Annotated in this window: 13 protein-coding genes and 1 CRISPR repeat array; of the genes, 5 read left to right on the plus strand and 8 right to left on the minus strand. The window is 64.1% G+C overall.

What is annotated here, in order from left to right; genetic code table 11:
* Positions 1–32 precede the first annotated feature (32 nt).
* The 3 genes from HY058_21595 to HY058_21605 all read right to left on the minus strand — a co-directional run bounded on the left by HY058_21595 (position 33) and on the right by HY058_21605 (position 3,482).
* Complete coding sequence (locus HY058_21595; protein MBI3499901.1) at positions 33–794, minus strand: pyridoxine 5'-phosphate synthase; 762 nt, start codon at positions 792–794, stop codon at positions 33–35.
* A gap of 60 nt (positions 795–854) precedes the next feature.
* On the minus strand, positions 855–3,002 hold the full coding sequence (locus HY058_21600) for a bifunctional (p)ppGpp synthetase/guanosine-3',5'-bis(diphosphate) 3'-pyrophosphohydrolase (protein ID MBI3499902.1): 2,148 nt from the start codon (positions 3,000–3,002) through the stop codon (positions 855–857).
* A 78-nt stretch (positions 3,003–3,080) separates the two neighbouring features.
* A complete protein-coding gene (locus tag HY058_21605; protein ID MBI3499903.1) occupies positions 3,081–3,482 on the minus strand; it encodes a DNA-directed RNA polymerase subunit omega in 402 nt (133 codons plus the stop codon).
* Positions 3,483–3,739: 257 nt separating this feature from the next.
* Between HY058_21605 and HY058_21610 the strand changes: the two genes are divergently transcribed.
* Entirely contained in the window at positions 3,740–4,330 is a 591-nt protein-coding gene (locus HY058_21610; protein MBI3499904.1) for an NYN domain-containing protein, read from the plus strand.
* A 165-nt stretch (positions 4,331–4,495) separates the two neighbouring features.
* Positions 4,496–5,167: a uracil-DNA glycosylase gene (locus tag HY058_21615; protein ID MBI3499905.1), complete on the plus strand. Its 672-nt coding sequence runs from the start codon at positions 4,496–4,498 to the stop codon at positions 5,165–5,167.
* 36 nt (positions 5,168–5,203) lie between these two features.
* Here HY058_21615 and HY058_21620 read toward each other — a convergent pair whose 3' ends face one another.
* From HY058_21620 to HY058_21640, 5 genes are all read right to left on the minus strand, one after another.
* On the minus strand, positions 5,204–5,692 hold the full coding sequence (locus HY058_21620) for an Hpt domain-containing protein (GenBank protein MBI3499906.1): 489 nt from the start codon (positions 5,690–5,692) through the stop codon (positions 5,204–5,206).
* 345 nt (positions 5,693–6,037) lie between these two features.
* On the minus strand, positions 6,038–6,820 hold the full coding sequence (locus tag HY058_21625; protein MBI3499907.1) for a transporter substrate-binding domain-containing protein: 783 nt from the start codon (positions 6,818–6,820) through the stop codon (positions 6,038–6,040).
* A gap of 10 nt (positions 6,821–6,830) precedes the next feature.
* On the minus strand, positions 6,831–7,499 hold the full coding sequence (locus HY058_21630) for an amino acid ABC transporter permease (GenBank protein MBI3499908.1): 669 nt from the start codon (positions 7,497–7,499) through the stop codon (positions 6,831–6,833).
* Between the two features lie 10 nt (positions 7,500–7,509).
* Complete coding sequence (locus HY058_21635) at positions 7,510–8,181, minus strand: amino acid ABC transporter permease (protein ID MBI3499909.1); 672 nt, start codon at positions 8,179–8,181, stop codon at positions 7,510–7,512.
* A gap of 78 nt (positions 8,182–8,259) precedes the next feature.
* Positions 8,260–8,976: a GntR family transcriptional regulator gene (locus HY058_21640; GenBank protein MBI3499910.1), complete on the minus strand. Its 717-nt coding sequence runs from the start codon at positions 8,974–8,976 to the stop codon at positions 8,260–8,262.
* 475 nt (positions 8,977–9,451) lie between these two features.
* Between HY058_21640 and cas9 the strand changes: the two genes are divergently transcribed.
* The 3 genes from cas9 to cas2 are packed head-to-tail and all read left to right on the plus strand — an operon-like array spanning position 9,452 to position 13,737.
* Entirely contained in the window at positions 9,452–12,523 is a 3,072-nt protein-coding gene (gene cas9, locus HY058_21645) for a type II CRISPR RNA-guided endonuclease Cas9 (GenBank protein ID MBI3499911.1), read from the plus strand.
* The gene (cas1, locus tag HY058_21650) at positions 12,499–13,398 is read left to right on the plus strand and encodes a type II CRISPR-associated endonuclease Cas1 (GenBank protein ID MBI3499912.1); all 900 of its coding nucleotides are present in this window, start codon (positions 12,499–12,501) and stop codon (positions 13,396–13,398) included. The genes cas9 and cas1 overlap by 25 nt, the downstream gene beginning before the upstream one ends.
* 9 nt (positions 13,399–13,407) lie before the next feature.
* Positions 13,408–13,737 carry a CRISPR-associated endonuclease Cas2 gene (cas2, locus tag HY058_21655; protein MBI3499913.1) on the plus strand — a complete coding sequence of 110 codons (330 nt, stop codon included), beginning with the start codon at positions 13,408–13,410 and terminating at the stop codon, positions 13,735–13,737.
* A gap of 58 nt (positions 13,738–13,795) precedes the next feature.
* A CRISPR array of direct repeats spans positions 13,796–14,161; the repeat unit is 36 nt; unit sequence AGCCTACCGGATGGGAGTCGGTAGGGAAACCACGGC.
* Position 14,162: the final 1 nt, after the last annotated feature.

A 14,162-nucleotide genomic window follows, 5' to 3' on the forward strand; every position in this document is an offset into this window, starting at 1 on the left:
AACGTTCAATGATCTCTGTTGAGACGATTGCGTCAAGCTCCGCTCGCCCCCGTGGCCTGGGCGCGGGCTTGGTCCATGAGCGCGCGCATGCGCCTAATCGCGCTGTCGAGCCCGGAGAAGATCGCCTCGCCGACGAGGAAATGGCCGATATTGAGCTCGACGATGGTGGCGATCGCGGCCACTGGGCCCACGGTCTCGTAGCTGAGGCCATGGCCGGCATGGCATTCGAGCCCGAGGCGGTCGGCGATGGCGGCGGCCTGGGTCAGCCGCGCCAGCTGGCGCTGGCACTCCGCCCCCTCGGCATGGCAGTAGGCTCCGGTGTGGAGCTCGACCACCGGTGCCCCCAGCCATTTCGCCGTCTCCAGCGCCTTGGGATCGGGTTCGATAAAGAGCGAAACGCGGATCCCGGCGGCGCTGAGCTGGCTCACATAGGGTTTCAGGTGGTTGCCGAGGCGCACCACGTCGAGGCCGCCTTCGGTCGTGACCTCGGTGCGCTTCTCCGGGACCAGGCAAGCCGCGTGCGGACGGTGGCGCAAGGCGATCGCCAGCATTTCTTCCGTCGCCGCCATCTCCAGATTGAGCGGCCGGTCGATCTCTCGCGCCAGGCGCGCGATGTCGTCGTCGGAGATATGGCGCCGATCCTCGCGCAGATGCGCGGTGATGCCGTCGGCGCCGGCCTTGGCGGCGAGCCTTGCGGCACGAACCGGGTCGGGGTGCTTGCCGCCGCGCGCATTGCGGATGGTCGCCACGTGGTCGATGTTGACGCCCAGGCGAAGGGTCCGAGTCTGATTCATGGTGCCAGGCAGCTCCTGCTGAACAGTTGCGTCTCTATGGGCCGATGCAAACGGCGATCATCACCCGCGCGCGCGCTCGACCGAGTTGATCACCGGATTGGCGCGAAGCGCCGCGATGATGTTGGTCAGGTGCTTGACGTTGCTGACCTCGACGTCGATCAGCATGTCGAAGAAGTCGAGCGAGCGGTTGGTGATCTTGAGGTTGGTGATGTTGCCTTGGTTCTTGCCGATGACCGTGGTGAGCGCGCCCAGGCTGCCGGGCTCGTTGGCGATGGTCACGGTCAAGCGGCCGACATGCTTGTCCGGATCCTCGCCCGCGGTATCCCAGGCGACGTCGATCCAGCGCTCGGGCGTTTCGGCAAAGCTCTCCAGGCTCTCGCAGTCGATCGTGTGGATGGTGACGCCCTTGCCGGTGGTGACGATGCCGACGATGCGGTCGCCGGGGAGCGGATGGCAGCAGCGCGCGAAATGCAGCGCCATGCCCGGGATCAGCCCGCGGATCGGCAGCGCATCCGACTTGCCCTTGTTGGCGCGTCCGCGCGCCCGGGCAAGCGGCACCACCTTCGCCTCCGGGCGCGCCTGCTTCAGTCCCGGGAAGACCGCGTGCAGCACCTCGCGGTCGCTCTTGAAGCCTTCGCCGACCTGGGCGTAGAGGTCCTCGACCTCCTCGGCCTCGAAGATCTTGAGCACGCCGTCGAGCGCCTTCTCGGAGAAGGGATAGCCTTCCTGGCGGAACGCCTTCTGCAGGATCGCCTTGCCGAGATCGACGAATTCCGCCCGCTTCTGGGTGCGCACGAAGCGGCGGATGCGCGCCTTGGCCTTGCCGGTGACGACGAACTGCTCCCAGGTCGGCGACGGGGTCTGGGTCTTCGAGAGGATGATCTCGACCTGGTCGCCGTTGTGGAGCTCGGTGCGCAAGGGCGCGATGCGGCCGTTGATCTTGGCCCCGACGCAGGTATCGCCCACCTGGCTATGGACGGCATAGGCGAAGTCGACCGGAGTGGCACCCCGCGGCAGCGCGATCAGATCGCCCTTGGGCGTGAAGCAGAACACCTGATCCCTGAACATCTCGAGCTTGGTGTGCTCGAGGAACTCCTCGGGTCCGGAGGCATGCTCCAGGATGTCGAGGAGCTCGCGCAGCCAGCGATACTGCTTGCCGTCCTTGGTGGCGTTGCCCTGCTTGTAGATCCAGTGCGCCGCCACGCCGAGCTCGGCCACGTCGTGCATCTCGCGGGTGCGGATCTGCACCTCGATGCGCTGGCGCTCGGGCCCGATCACGCTGGTATGGAGCGAGCGGTAGTCGTTGGGCTTCGGGGTCGAGATGTAGTCCTTGAACCGTCCCGGCACGACCGGGTATTCGGCATGGATGATGCCGAGCCCCTGGTAGCTTTGCTCGATGCGGTCGACCACCACGCGGAACGCCATGATGTCCGACAGCTGCTCGAAGCTGACGTTCTTGCGCTGCATCTTCACCCAGATCGAATAGGGCGTCTTCTCGCGGCCCGAGACCCAGGCGTCGAGCCCGCCCTTGGCCAAGGTCTGGCCCAGCGCCTCGATGACCCGCGGCACCAGATTGCCGCCCCGCTCCTTGAGGAACGCCAGGCGGGCGATGATGCTGTCGCGCGCATCCTTGTTGAGCTCGCCGAAAGCCAGGTCTTCCAGCTCGTCGCGCATCGCCTGGATGCCGATGCGCTCGGCGAGCGGCGCGTAGATCTCCATGGTCTCCATCGCGATCCGGCGACGCTTCAACGGATCATCGATGTGGTGGAGGGTCCGCATGTTGTGCAGCCGGTCGGCCAGCTTCACCAGGAGGACGCGGATGTCCTCCGACATCGCCAGCACCAGCTTGCGGAAATTCTCCGCCTGCTTGGCATGGTCGGACTGCAGCTCGAGGCGATTGAGCTTGGTGACGCCGTCGACCAGCCGGCCGATCTCCTTGCCGAAGAGACCCTCGATCCCTTCCAAGGTCGCGTCCGTGTCCTCGATGGTGTCGTGCAGGAGGGCGGTGATGATGGAGGCGCTGTCGAGCTTCATGCCGGTCAGGATGCCGGCCACTTCCAAGGGATGGGCGAAATACGGGTCGCCGGAGGCGCGGGTCTGGGAGCCGTGCGCCTTCATGGCGAACACATAGGCTCGGTTGAGCGCCTCTTCCTCGGCGTTCGGATCATACGCCTTGACGCGCTCGACCAGCTCGTATTGGCGGATCATCGCATGCGGCCCCGACACGGCACCCGCGGCGCGGGCCGAGGTGCCCGACCGCAAGGCGATTGGGACGAGGCGGGCCCTCTACTCTGCGAGAGGGGGCTCGGCCTCGTCTTCGATGTTCGGCTCGGCGGCCTCCTCGGCCACCTCGTCATCGTCCTCGCCCAAGGCCTCCGCGGCATCGGCACGCACGATGTCGGCCGTCAGCGCCGCCTCGCCCTCGATGAAGTCGGCGACCTCTTCCTCCGGCTCGTCGATCTCGACGTGCTTTTGCAGGCCCTTGACCAGCGCGTTGCGGAGCAGGTCGAGCTCGACCGTCTGGTCGGCGATCTCACGCAGCGCCACCACGGGGTTCTTGTCGTTGTCGCGTTCCAAGGACAAGCTGGCGCCGGCGCTGATGTCGCGCGCGCGTTGGGCGGCGATCATGACCAGCTCGAACCTGTTGGGTACTTGCAGGACGCAGTCTTCAACCGTTACGCGCGCCATCGGGCGATTCTCCAAAGTGAGCCATTGAGAATAAGCTTATTACAATAGGGATCGTGCCTACGCTATGCAATGCAGAAGGCAAATCGTCGCAGACTCCGCGGGTTTTTCGCCTCACCCACGTTTGATGACGGGCTTACTTGACACTTCCGCGACATGATGTTGTCTTCGCGAAGCGAGGATTGCGGTGATTTGTCATGCTTTGTTGAATTGGTCATTTTCTTCCAAGCGTTAGTCCACACGCAAAAGGATAATTACCAATGATTTTCTATCCCCAGGAACGAATTGCCATGTTCATCGACGGCGCCAACCTCTATGCCGCCGCCCGAGCCCTTGGCTTCGACATCGACTATCGCAAGCTCTTGGATCTGTTCGCGAGCAAGGGCCGGCTCATCCGCGCCTTCTATTACACGGCCCTCATGGAAGATCAGGACTATTCCCCGATCCGCCCGCTGGTCGATTGGCTCGATTACAACGGCTACACCATGGTGACGAAGCCGATGAAGGAATTCACCGACGCCTCCGGCCGGCCCAAGCGCAAGGGCAACATGGATATTGAGCTCGCCATCGACGTCTTGGAGATGGCGCCCCATCTCGACCATATCGTGCTGTTTTCCGGCGATGGGGACTTTCGCCGCCTGGTGGAAGCCACCCAACGCAAGGGCGTGCGCGTGAGCGTGGTGTCAACCCTGCGCTCGCAGCCGCCGATGGTGGCCGACGAGCTCCGGCGCCAGGCCGACAGCTTCGTCGAGCTGGCCGATCTCGCCCCGCACATCTCCCGCGTCCATCAGGGCCCGCGCGAGCCGATGCCAGTCCGCGAGGAGCCCGGGCGCCCGGCGGCGGCGCAGTAGGAGATCGCGCGGCTGGTTTCCGGTCTGGCGCCGTGTGCCCCCACCCCAACCCTCCCCCACGCTCACGCGTGAGGGAGGGGGCCGAACAGCGCAGTTTCGTGCCCCCTCCCTCGCCGCCAGGCGGGGGAGGGTTGGGGTGGGGGCTCGCCGCGAGCTGAGCGCTCCATGGACGCCGAGGCGCCCGCCCGCGACTGCCCGCTCTGTCCGCGCCTCGCGGAGTTCCGCCAAACGCAGCGTCAGCACCACCCCGACTGGCACAATGCGCCGGTCGCGTCCTTCGGAGCCGGGACGGCGCGGCTCTTGATCGTCGGGCTCGCCCCGGGCTTGAAGGGCGCCAACCGCACCGGCCGGCCGTTCACCGGCGACTATGCGGGCGAGCTGCTCTATCCCATGCTGATCCGCCACGGCTTTGCCCGCGGCGACTACGCTGCCAGGCCCGATGACGGACTCGAGCTCGTCGACTGCCGGATCACCAATGCGGTCCGCTGCGTGCCGCCGGCGAACAAGCCGACCCCGGCGGAAGCCACAATCTGCCGCCGGTTCCTCATCGCCGAGATGGCGGCGATGCCGCGGCTGGAAGCAGTGCTGGCCTTGGGTGCCATCGCCCATGGCGCGGTGCTGAAGGCCTCGGGCGAGCGGCTGGCCGCGCATCCCTTCCGCCACGGTGCGCTCTATCGCCTGAAGCGGCCGCACTGGCTCGCCGACAGCTATCATTGCTCGCGCTACAACACCAACACCGGGCGGCTGACCGAGGCGATGTTCGCCGAGGTGCTGGCGCAGTTAAAGGCCACGCTTGACCGAGCACCGGGGCGCCCGGAGCAATCTGCCATCGAGTAGATGGTGGATCGGCGCGCACGAGGAGGGCGGACCGCTCTAGCGATTTCGGTTCAAAGCGGCAACGCGGTCGACCAGAGTCGCCAGCGCAGTAATGATCTCAAGCGCGATGCCTTGCGGTGCACCCTTGATGTTGTGCCGCACCATCGCCCGCAATGCGTCGATCTGCACGTTGAGAATTCTGAGCTGTCGTCCTGTTCGCTCGCTCGGGCGCTCGATCAGACGGCAAATCAACTCTGCCACATTGGAGATGGCCGGGTATCCGAAGCTGGCGCCTTCGCCGCGCAAGTTATGGGCGACTTCATAGATCTTCTTGGCAATGTCGGCGCTATCAGGGTGATCCGTCAGCTGGGGCAGCAGCACGCGCAACCGGTCAAGCGACTCCTTGGCGATGGTCCGATAGTTGACGCGCTGCAGGTGTCGCTTGGTCGCGCCTTCGGCCTTGGCAATGATGGCACGACCGCCCAACGGGACGCCTGGCCCGGTCTTGTCGCCCAGCTCGCGCGGCGGCTTGAGAAAGTCGGCCATCCAATCAGCCCACCAGATCGAGACCTTGTCAGCTCGAATGCCTAAGTCTTCCCCGTTGATCGTACGGAGCGGCGGAGGCAAAGAATCCCAAGTCTATAGGATTCATTCAACCGGGATTGAGGCAAGTGCTGCGCCCTCCGGGCAGCGGATCTCTACGTATTGCCGGAACACCAATACCGGGCGGCTGACCGAGGCGATGTTCGCGGAGGTGCTGGAGCGGCTACGAAGTACGCTAGGCTCGGAACCCAGGCGCCGTGGATAGCCCGAGAGCTTCGCGGCGCCTCGAATTAGGCCGGCCTTAAGACGTCGGCAGGGCCGTGCCGATCACGGCCCTGCCGATCCGTCTCAGAAGCGCGGCAGCTCCTTGTTGACGGTCTTCATCCACTTCTGCTGGAGCGCTTGGATCTCCTTGTTGGCCCACAGGAGATAGATCTCGGTGTTGAGCCAGCGCAAGAGGTCCGCATCGCCGCGACGCAGGCCAATGCCCATCGCCGCCTCGGCGACGACGAATTTGATTTCCAGCTTCGGGTCGCGGCCGATGATGGCGGCGGCGGTCGCGGCACTCGTCACCATGCCGTCGATCTGGCCGGCGAGCATCGCCTGGTTGGTCGAAGCGTCGTCGTCATAGCGCTGGATGTTGGTGCCTTCGACGGCCTTTTTGGTAGCGACGATGTCGTTGGTGGTCGACCGGGTGACGCCCAGGCGCTTGCCCTTGAAGTCATCCAGACTGGCGAGCGACAAGGCCTTGGGCGCCAGCGCCACCTGCTGATCGACATAGATCGCGTTCGAGTAGTTGATCGCCTTCGCCCGTTCGGCGGTGATCGAGAACGACGAGACCACGATGTCGACCTTGTTGGTGGTGAGGCTCGGGATGCGGGCGGCGGCGACGATGTCGACGAACTGCGCCTTCACGCCGAGATCGCGGGCGATGAGCTTGCCCATGTCCACATCGAAGCCGTCGGGCTCCATGGTGGCATTGGTGATGCCGAAGGGTGGGGTGCCGAGCGAGACGCCGATGACCAGCGTGCCCCTCTTGATGACCTCATCCAGCGTGCTCTGGGCGTAGGCGGATGCCGAGGCGAATCCGACGAAGGCGAGCGCGGCGACGGCAGCAATCAATCTTTTCACGAGTTCCTCCCTAATCGATGAGTGGTACCGGACGACGACCGAGGAGCCGCGCCTCGAGGGCACGGCTCGCAAGAGACAGCGGAAAGCAGAGCGAGAAGTAGAAGACGGCGACCGTCATGAACACCGGCAGCGGCTGGAACGTAGCGTTGCTGACGATCTGACCGGCGCGGGTCAGCTCCGTGTAGCCGATGATCGAGGCGAGTGCCGTGTTCTTGACCAGCTGGACCAGGAACCCGACCGTCGGCGGCACGGCCGAGCGCACTGCCTGCGGGACGATGATCAGCAGCATGGTCTTCGGCCAGTCGAGGCCGAGCGCGTAGGCGCATTCCCATTGCCCTTTCGCGATCGACTGCAGCGCCCCCCGCCAGATCTCGCCGAGGAAGGCGCTGGCATAGAGCGTGAAGGCGATCGCCGCCGCCATCAGCGGCGGCACCTGCAGCCCGAGTGCCGCGGCGCCGAAATAGGCGAGGAAGAGCTGAACCAGAAGCGGAGTCCCCTGGATCGCCGTGATGTAACCGCGTGCAAGCAAATTGAGGGGGACGCTCGGCGCCGTCCGCAGCAAGGTAAGCAGCAGGCCCCCGACGGTGCCGCCGAGGAAGGCGAGCGAGGACAGCATCAACGTCCAGAGCGCCGCCTGGCCGAGGAAGAAGACGTGATTGGCCGAGAAGGTCTGGAACATCGTCCGGCCCTCAGCCCCCGGCGTGACGGAAACGGAAGATCACGCGGTCGAGGCGGGCGAAGGCGGTGCGGAACATCAACGTGAAGGCGAGATAGACCGCGGCGACGACGATGAAGGCTTCGAAGGCGCGGAAGGTCAGGCCTTGGATATCGGCGGCCGCACCGGCAAGCTCGGGCGTCGAGATTGTCGAGCAGACCGATGAGGCCAGCATCAAGAGGATGAATTGGCTGGTGAGTGCCGGATAGACCGCGGCCAGCGCCGGCGTCAGGATGACGTGGCGGAAGATCAGGAGCCGCGAAAGGCCGAGCGCGCGGGCCGCCTCCACCTGGCCTCGTTCCACCGTCTCGATGCCGGCGCGCAGGATCTCCGTTACATAGGCGCCGGCATAGATGGTGAGCGCCAGGATCGAGGCGGCGACCGACGTCAGCCGGATGCCGAGCGCCGGCAGGCCGAAATAGACGATGTAGATCTGCACCAGGAACGGCGTATTGCGGATCGCCTCCACGTAGACAATGACCGCGCCGCGCAGAATCGGATTGCGGCTCCGTTGCGCCAGCGCGCCGAGAAGGCCCACGGTCATGCCGAGGATCATGGCGGCGGCGGAGAGTGCCAGGGTCAGTGCCGCACCCTTCGCCAGGAGATCGCCGCGAGCGAAGGTGCCCGAGAAGTCGAAGTAGAACATTTTCCGCCTGGTCTGTTTCGTCTGGGCGGTGTGTCCCGCCTTCGCCTGCATGGATGCGCCAACGCCCCTGGGGTCGGCTCAGCTCCGTCGTCGCTTCGAGGATGTGGGGCCGGACGCCGACGCCGTCTTCACAGCGGACCGAGAGATCATCTCCCGCACGATCGCGTCGCGGGCCTGGGCGAGGTGCCGGCGCAAGGCACGCTCCGCCTCGTCCTGGTTGCCGGCGGCAAGTGCCACCAGAATCGACTGATGCTCGTCCATCGTCCCTTGGGCCCGGTCAAGGCGCATGGAGAAGCGGCGGACCAGATGCGACTGGTCGATCAGCGCGGCATGGATGGCGGCAAGCCGACGATTCCCGGTCGCCGACACGATGAGCACGTGGAACCGGTTATCGGCGGCCAGCGCCGCATCGGCGCGGACGATGCGCCCGCGCTCGCAGGCGGAGGTGAAGTCGGCAATGCTCCGGGTGAGGTCGCCGAGGAGGGGACGCTCAGCGCCCGCACCGATCAGCATGCGGACGGCGGCAGCCTCGACGATCTCGCGCGCCTCGTAGAGGTCGGCGACGTCGGCGGCATCGAATTCGCGGATGACGGTGCCGCGCCGCGGCAGCACCTCGACCAGCCCCTCGCTCTCCAGTTGCTTCAGCGCCTCCTTGATCGGCGAGACGCTCACCGTCAGCTCCTCGGCGAGACGGTCGACGTCGAGGCGATGACCGGGCTCGAACTCGAGCGCCAGAATGCGGCGTCTCAGCTCGGTGTAGCTCTGAACGGCAAGGGTTTCCCGGATGATCGCCAAGGTAGGCCAGTCTGAAATTTAAAATTTCAGTTGGAGGATGAAGGGCGGTTCGGATCCTGTCAATGACCGGCCCCGGGCATCATCATTGCTCCGCTTCGCCCTGTGCGGATCTGCCGTCTGGGACCACGAGGCGCGGATCATTGGCCTCGCCTCCGGCCTCAGGAGCGCGGGCTATGGCTCGCCGACGGCGATCCCTACGCGCGCCGCTTGACCGAAACGATGGTCGCCGATGTGCTGGAGCAGCTCACGGGGACGCTGGGCGCGCACCTACGGCACGCCTGAGCAAACAGAGAGCTGCCGGTCTCGCCCGTTGAAGGCTCTTGAGGAATCCCCCTTGGCCTTTCGGCCAAGGGGTAATCCTTCGAGTGGATAAACCACCTTACCGTGGTTTCCCAACCGACTCCCGACGCAGAGATTGCAACCCCTCCTATGCAATGTCAATAATCGCTGACTTGTGGATAACTCGGCGAATCCGATGGCAACAGCCGCAAACCTTCGAAAAGGCCTGATCTTAGGCCTCGATCTTGGAATCGGCTCGTGCGGATGGGCCGTCATCGACGAGACGAAGCCTGCGGGCCGCATCATCGACATGGGCGTGCGGACCTTCGATGTGCCCGAAACCGATAAAGAGCGAACACCGACCAATCAGCTTCGCCGCGAACATCGAGGGCTTAGGAGAGTCATCGGACGCCGACGCCAACGCATGAACGGGCTGCGGCAACTTTTCCAAGACGCGGGATTGATTGCCGACGACCGCAAGGGCGCGCTCAAGATTCGGGGCCTCGATCCTTGGGCATTGAGAGCGGATGGGCTGGAGCGGAAGCTGACCGGACCGGAATTGGCCGTGGCGCTCGGCCACATTGCGAAGCATCGCGGTTTCAAGTCAAACAGCAAGCGCGATCGCGGCGCGAACGCGCCCAAGGATTCCTCGAAGATGCTGGGCGCGATTGACGCTACGCGCGAGCGTATGAAGACCTACCGCACGGTTGGCGAGATGTTTGCCAAGGACCCAGCGTACATCGCCCGCAAACACAATCGAGATGGCGACTTCACCCGATCGATTCTCCGCGGCGATCAAGAGCAGGAGGTACGCATCCTGTTCGAACGCCAGCGTGCCGCCGGCAATGTCATGGCGACCGCAGAGCTGGAGGCAAGGTTCACCGACGCGGCTTTCTATCAGCGACCCTTGGCCGACAGCGAGGACAAGGTCGGCGAATGCCCGTTCGAGCCAGGCGAAAAACGGGCGGCGAAGCGATGCTATTCATTTGAGCTATTTCGCTTGCTCTCGCGGCTCGCGGCGGTGCGCATTCAATCGTTCTCGGAAGAGCGGGCGTTGACGCCAGAAGAAATCGACGCCGCAAGCAAGGATTTCGGCGCGTTCCGAGGAATGACCTTCAAGCGAATGCGCAAGCGTATAGAACTACACGAAGAACAGCGCTTTGCCGGTGTCCCGCTCGACGACGAGGGACGACGCGACGTCGTCGCAAGGACCGGCGACATGGCTTCCGGCACCTATGCGCTCCGGAAGATCCTGGGCAGCGCCTGGAGAACGTTGCTGGCTGCCCCCGGCACGCTCGACCGGATCGCTTTCGTACTCTCCTTTCGCGAAGACCCGAAGTCGATCCGCGCCGGTCTCGATGAGATCGGTCTCGATCAAGTCATCGTCGACGCCGTGATGAAGGGCGTGGAGGACGGGGACTTCGGCCAGTTCAGCGGAGCGGGCCATATCTCCGCCAAAGCGTGCCGGAAGCTGATTCCCCATCTCAAGCACGGTCTTGTCTATTCGCGAGCGTGCGAAGAAGTGCCTGGTTACAATCACGCTGCGCCGCCCGAGGCCGATCCAAGCAAGATTGGCAGTCCCGTTGCCCGCAAGGCGCTGACGGAGGCAATCAAGCAAGTGCGTGCCGTCATACGCGAGCACGGCTTGCCGGAGCACGTTCACATCGAGCTCGCACGCGACGTCGGGAAGAGCAAGGAAGAGCGCGACGAGATAAGGATCGGCATCGACAGGCGCAATAGGGAAAAGGACCGCCTCCGCGAGCATTTCCTGGAAACGGTCGGGAGCGAAGCAACGAGCGGCGAAGACCTCCTCCGCTTCGAGCTCTGGCGCGAGCAGAACGGCCGTTGCCTCTACACAGACCGGGTAATCCATCCGAACGCCATCGTCGCGTCAGACAACTCGGTGCAGATCGATCACATTCTGCCGTGGAGCCGCGCTGGCGACGATTCGTTCGTCAACAAAACGCTGTGCCTTGCGAGCGCCAATCAGCAAAAGAAGGGCCGCACACCTTGGGAATGGTTCAAGGCCGAGCGGACCGATGCCGAGTGGGCGGCCTTCGCCGAGGGCATCGAAACCAACAAAAGCATGAAGGGCCGCAAGAAGCGCAACTACCTTCTCAAGGATTCGTCGATTCTCGAGGAGAAGTTCCGTCCGCGAAACCTCAACGACACGCGCTACGCTTGCCGTCTCTTGGCCGATGTGGTGGCGCGGATGTACCCAGACGATGGGCGGCGTCATGTTCTCGCCCGGCCCGGCCGCTTGACGAGCCTGTTGCGCAGGGGATGGGGCGTCCAAGACTTGAAGAAGGACGCGGATGGCAAACGCGTCGATGACGACCGCCACCACGCGCTCGACGCGCTCGTCGTCGCAGCGACGACGGAGGGCGAACTGCAAGAGCTGACTCGCGCGTTTCAGGAAGCGGAAAAGCTCGGCGCGCATCGCGACTTCAAAAGGCTTGATCCGCCATGGCTCGGTTTTGCAGCGGAGGCAAGAGCGAAGCTCGACGCCGTCTTCGTCTCGCGGGCCGAGCGACGGCGCGCACGCGGAGAAGCGCATGGCGCAACCATCCGTCAGATCGTCGAGACCGATGGAAAGCATATCGTCTATGAGCGCAAAAGCGTCGACGCGGTGACGGAAAGCGATCTGGCGCGAATCAAGGATGCCGAGAGAAACGCCAAGCTGGTCGGAGCGCTCCGGGAATGGATCGCGGCCGGCAAGCCGAAAGACCGGCGCCCGCTGTCTCCAAAGGGAGATCCCATCGCGAAGGTTCGACTGCGGACCAACAAGAAGGCTGACGTCCTCATACGCAGTGGCGTTGCCGATCGGGGGGAAATGGTGCGCGTCGATGTCTTCCGAAAGAAGAACCGGAGGAATTTGTGGGAGTATTTTTTTGTTCCGGTCTACCCGCATCAGGTGGCCAACGCAATGGATTGGCCGACGCCGCCAAACAAGGCCGTGCAGGGTAACACGCCGGAAGAGCTGTGGCCCGACGTGGACGAGACCTACGAGTTTCGCTGGAGCCTCTATCCGCTGAGCTTCGTTGAGCTGATAAAGTCCGACGGCGAAGTGATCGAGGGTTACCTGCGAGGTGTCAACCGCAACACGGGAGCATTGGCGGTCTCTCCCCATCACACCAAACAGGAGGTTCGAGACGGTATTGGCGGTAGGACGCTCAAGGATTTACGCAAGTTCACCGTTGATCGCCTCGGTCGCCGCTTCGAGATTGCGCGGGAGATCCGCACATGGCATGGCGCGGCCTGCACGTAACGAAGCCGTCGCGGCTGGCTTTGGCCGACGGACAAGTGACGATCGCCCAAGACGATGGGGACGTGCGCGTCCCGCTCGAAGATCTTGCCTGGATCGTCCTCGATACGCCGCAATCTACTTTGACCGGAAGCTTGCTTTCCGCGTGCATGTCGGCGGGCATTGCATTGATCGCGACCGACGAGACTCACACGCCGTCCGGCGTCCTGCTACCCTTTCACCGGCATTTCCGTCAGGGTGAGATCGCGCATCGGCAGGCGGCTATAGGCGCGCCCCTGAAGAAGCGGCTCTGGCGAAGGATCGTGCGCGCCAAAATCGAAAATCAGGCGGAAGCGCTCCACGTCGCCCACCGCGGCGGCGCGCGCACGCTTCGGGAAATGGCGCATCTCGTCGGGTCCGGCGACCCGCGCAACGTCGAGGCAAGGGCAGCCAGGTATTATTGGACGCAGCTATGGCCCGAGTTCCGCCGCGAGGATGGCGGGGATAAGCGGAACAAGCTGCTGAATTACGGCTACGCCGTTGTTCGGGCCGGCGTTGCTCGCTCGCTCGTGGCTGCGGGCCTGCTTCCGGCCTTCGGCCTCAACCATGCGAGCGTCACGAACGCCTTCAATCTCGCAGACGACATCGTCGAGCCGTTTCGGCCCTTCGTCGACTCCCTGGCGTGGAAGACGGCGGATGCGGGCCGGCCGTCGCGTGACGACCTCACAATCGACGACCGGCGCGCCATGGCGGGCGTTCTTCTCGCCGAAGCCAAGATGTCGGACGAAACCGTGACGTTGCTCGTGGCCGCCGAGAGGACGGCGGAATCGCTGGTGCGTGCGATGGAGGGCTCGACGGCTGATATTCTCGAGCTCCCGGCTTTTGCTTCTCGAGCGTGAGCGCTTTTGATGAAAGTCGAAGAGGTCCGCATCTTGTGGATGTTCGTTTTCTTCGATTTGCCGGTCGGGACCAAGGGCGAGCGGCGCGCCGCGACGCGTTTCCGCAATTTTCTGAAGGACGACGGTTATATGATGCTGCAATGGTCGGTATATGCGCGCGTGTGCCGCGGCGAGGAGGCGGCCGAGAAGCACGTTCAGCGCGTCACCAAGAATTTGCCGGGAAAAGGCAGCGTGCGAGCCCTGCAAGTGACCGATAAGCAATACGGTCGGATGCGACTGTTGCTCGGAGAGATGACGAAAAATGAGAGAGTCGCCCCTCAGCAGATGGTCCTGCTCTGATTTCGGCCTCGGTAAGAAGGCAAAAATCAGAGCATTTCCAATAGCTTCGATCGCTGGGAGCCTACCGGATGGGAGTCGGTAGGGAAACCACGGCGCGGGGGTCCCTTGAGCCGTACAGATAGGCAGCCTACCGGATGGGAGTCGGTAGGGAAACCACGGCAGCTTGGATCGCGCCTCGACAGGAGACAGCAGCCTACCGGATGGGAGTCGGTAGGGAAACCACGGCGAAAATGCATCGACCTGGAAGGGGCGACGGAGCCTACCGGATGGGAGTCGGTAGGGAAACCACGGCCGGCAATTACGATGTCGTCGGGATGCGGGCAGCCTACCGGATGGGAGTCGGTAGGGAAACCACGGCGAACTGCGTCCCGGTGTTTATCGCCAGACGAGCCTACCGGATGGGAGTCGGTAGGGAAACCACGGCC

The sequence above is a fragment of the Pseudomonadota bacterium genome (genome assembly GCA_016195085.1).
Classification (GTDB): domain Bacteria; phylum Pseudomonadota; class Alphaproteobacteria; order SHVZ01; family SHVZ01; genus JACQAG01.